Origin of the sequence: Salipiger sp. PrR007 (assembly GCF_010499845.1) — a bacterium.
Lineage (GTDB): Bacteria > Pseudomonadota > Alphaproteobacteria > Rhodobacterales > Rhodobacteraceae > Salipiger > Salipiger pacificus_A.
On sequence record NZ_JAAGOZ010000075.1, the window covers coordinates 1 to 3007 of the forward strand.

General features: G+C 65.0%; 3 protein-coding genes and 1 pseudogene. All 4 read right to left on the bottom strand.

What is annotated here, in order from left to right:
- Positions 1 to 72: 72 nt before the first annotated feature.
- A complete protein-coding gene (locus tag G0Q01_RS23410; RefSeq protein WP_164213908.1) occupies positions 73 to 456 on the bottom strand; it encodes an NlpC/P60 family protein in 384 nt (127 codons plus the stop codon).
- Between the two features lie 3 nt (positions 457 to 459).
- Complete coding sequence (locus G0Q01_RS23415; protein ID WP_164213909.1) at positions 460 to 930, bottom strand: DUF1833 family protein; 471 nt, start codon at positions 928 to 930, stop codon at positions 460 to 462.
- The gene (locus tag G0Q01_RS23420; RefSeq protein ID WP_164196257.1) at positions 927 to 1280 is read right to left on the bottom strand and encodes a hypothetical protein; all 354 of its coding nucleotides are present in this window, start codon (positions 1278 to 1280) and stop codon (positions 927 to 929) included. The genes G0Q01_RS23415 and G0Q01_RS23420 overlap by 4 nt, the downstream gene beginning before the upstream one ends.
- A 2-nt stretch (positions 1281 to 1282) precedes the next feature.
- Positions 1283 to 3007, bottom strand: a pseudogene (locus G0Q01_RS23425) (phage tail tape measure protein); the annotation flags it as partial.

A 3007-nucleotide genomic window follows, 5' to 3' on the forward strand; every position in this document is an offset into this window, starting at 1 on the left:
TCGCGATAGATCACGTCCCGGCAAAGCGGATGGGTCTCGGCCGCCACCGAGATGGCGCGAGCTTGGGTCAGGTCATCGAGCAAAGCGGTAGATTCCTTCGAGCTTCCCGCGCCAGCTGGCGCCGCTCCATCGCTCGATGCGGCTGCAGTATCCGGCATCGTCGAGCGTGTGGAGCATGTCGGTATTGTCGAGCGCATAGCCCAGGTGCAGCGGGCGCCCCGCCATCATGAAGAGCAGGGCATCGCCCTCTTCGGCGACTTCGACGCGCCGGAACCGCGGGCGAAGCTCATCCACGGCGCCACGCCGCAGCGCCTCGGTCATCGTGCAGGCCGGGTCAGGGATCACCACGCCGCGCCGGGCGAGGTGCAGAGCAATGAAGAGTCCCAGGCAGTCAAAAGCGGCCGGGCCCCGCCCCCGCACCGCGTAAGGCAGGCCGATCCAAGCATCGGTCCACATGGATCAGAAGAGCGCCGGAGTCGTGCCGGGCGTCATTTCCAGATAGCCGAACTGCTCTTGCAGGATCGGTTCGATTGTCATCACGCCGCTGATGGTCAGCGCGTCGTATTCAATACCGGTGATCTCGACCTCGAAGGGGCCGACCTCGATGACATCAGGATGCGAGGTCAGCACGTAGACCACCCGGCCTAGCACCTCGCCGGTGATCGCCCGGAACTGGCCGATGATCTCGCGTGAGACGTTCGACGCGGTCCACTTGAGGACGGGGAAGCCTTCGTCTTCATCATCCGGAAGAGTGATCTCGAACGGAAACGGCAGGTATTCCTCGCCGGCATGTGTCACCGGCTCGTCGTTTCGAACGAAGCGCACGGGATCGCCCCAGTCAGGATGCGACAGCTGCACGAGCGGCACCACAACAGCAGCGCTGGCGTCGGCATAGACCGCAGCGAGGAGGCGTTCGCTGACCTGCCTCATGGCAGAATCTCCAACTCGGCGGCGACACTCACACCGAGCTTGTTCGGCGTGATCTTGTACTCGCCCGCAAAGCAATAGGTGTGCGGTTTGCCGGTAACGGGATCAGTTGCCGAGAATGAGAGCACACCGTTTCCGAGGGCGGTCCGGTAAAACTCCTCGAACTGCGCAAGCTGCGCGACGGTGAGATACCCGATTTTTCCCGAGAACGGTCGCCGGGCGGCGCTGGTGCGCAGGCGGCGCTGCGGCGGGCCGACATCCGGCTTGTAGCGCAGGATGTGCCCAGTCGGGCCGCTGAGTTGGTAGCCGCTCCGAGCGGAGAAAAACGGCAAGTCTGCTGGCCAGTTGGGCATGCTCATGCTCCTCTCGGTCGGCCCTTCAGGCCGAAGGTTTGGTTCATCATGTTTTGCCCGCGCTCGCTGCGCAGGTAGCCGCCAACCGCATTCTCGACCATGCGAACATTGATACCTGCGGGACTGGCCTGCACTTCGGCGCCTGTTCCCGGCAGCGTTTCGATGTTGACGGGGATTTCGACCTTCGGGGCGGTCCCGCGCCAGGCGCCCCCGCCCGCGGACGCGCCGGGCAGCGCCCCACCTTCGGCAAACTTCGGCACCTCTCGCCTGCGCAGCGCTTCCATGAACTCAAGCCCGTAGTAATCCACCGACGCGGCGGGCTGCATGAACTCGCCCCGCGAGCCCCAGAACAGCAGGTTGTCCTGCTTCTTACTGCCGGGGCCTCGCAGCATGCCGGCCGCGCGCGGCACGCTCTGGAAGCCGCCACCCCCCGCGCGGCGCGGCAGCGGTCCGCCCGTAGAGTAAAGCCCGCCCGAGGCCATTGCGCCGGCACTGCCGGTATATCCGGAGGCCGCGCCAGAGCCGGAAAACGAGAGCGTGCCGCCTGGCCCGAACACACCTTCCATGAGCAGGGCGAGTTGCTGCCAGACCGGGTCCCAAGCGATCTGCCAGAGCTTGTCGAGCAGGTAGTCACCGAAGTCGTCGACAAAGCCTCTCCACCCTTCCCCACCGGGCTTGAGGTTTTCGAAGAGCCGCGACATTTCATTGCGATAGCGTTCAAGCCGAGCGGCGCGATCTTCATCGGTATCACCGGTTTCTTCGTCGCGCTTGTCAGCCGCATCCCGCGCCGCCATCAGCTTGCCGTAGGCCTCGGCCTGCTCATTGATCACGTCGATCAGCTTGCGCCCATCCTCAGCCAGCGCGGTCTCGGGGTTGATCCCAGCCTCTTTCGCGCGGCGCACCGCCTCATATTGGAAGGTGAGCCGCGCCTGCGCCTCGACGCTCTGGCCCGCCAGCTCGGCCTCGAGCTTCAGCTGCTCGAGCTGCTCGGCACCGGTGTCGACAACCTTTTTCAGCGCTTCGGCGCGCGCGAGCGCAGCCTCTGCCGACCGGGTGCTGCCGAAGGCCGCGGCCTCTTCAAGGCGGCGCTTTTCGTTGATGCCGTTGTTGTGCCCGGCAAGCCCGCCAATCGCATCGGCGACGCCTTGCGCATTGCCGCCGCGAAGCGCCGAGACAACGCCGCCGAGATCGCCGCCCGCACGGAACTCGCCCGTGCCGTAGTTGTGCAGCAGCGAGGCAAGGCTGCCCTTCTGATCGTCCGAAAGCGCTGCGAATGCGGTCTCGCCAATCTGCGCGGTGATGGCGTCGAAATAGTCCCGAATCCGCCGATCAAGATCGAGCTCGGCCTGGGCGCGGGTGATCGTCATGCCCTCGGCGACCCGATGCGCCTTACCATCCGGCGTCGTGTAGGTGTCCGAGCCATAGCCCGCGCGCCAGCCGCTGTTGTAGCGCTTGCCATTCTTGTAGGACCAATCGGGATAGGCGTCGGGCCGGAAGTCCTCTTTTTCGCGGATCAGCTTTTTGGCCGCATCGATCCCTGATTTGAGGTTCGTTTCCGCGTTCGCGAGCCTCTCCACTTCATCGGCGGCCTCGCGCGCGCTTTCTGCCGCCGCATCGAACGGACGCTGGTTGGCAATGCTCTCGTGCAAACCTTCGATCTCGCCGAGCTGCTCGGTCAGCTCCTTTTGCTTCGTCTCAACCTTGACCAGCCCCGCGACGTTCTCGCG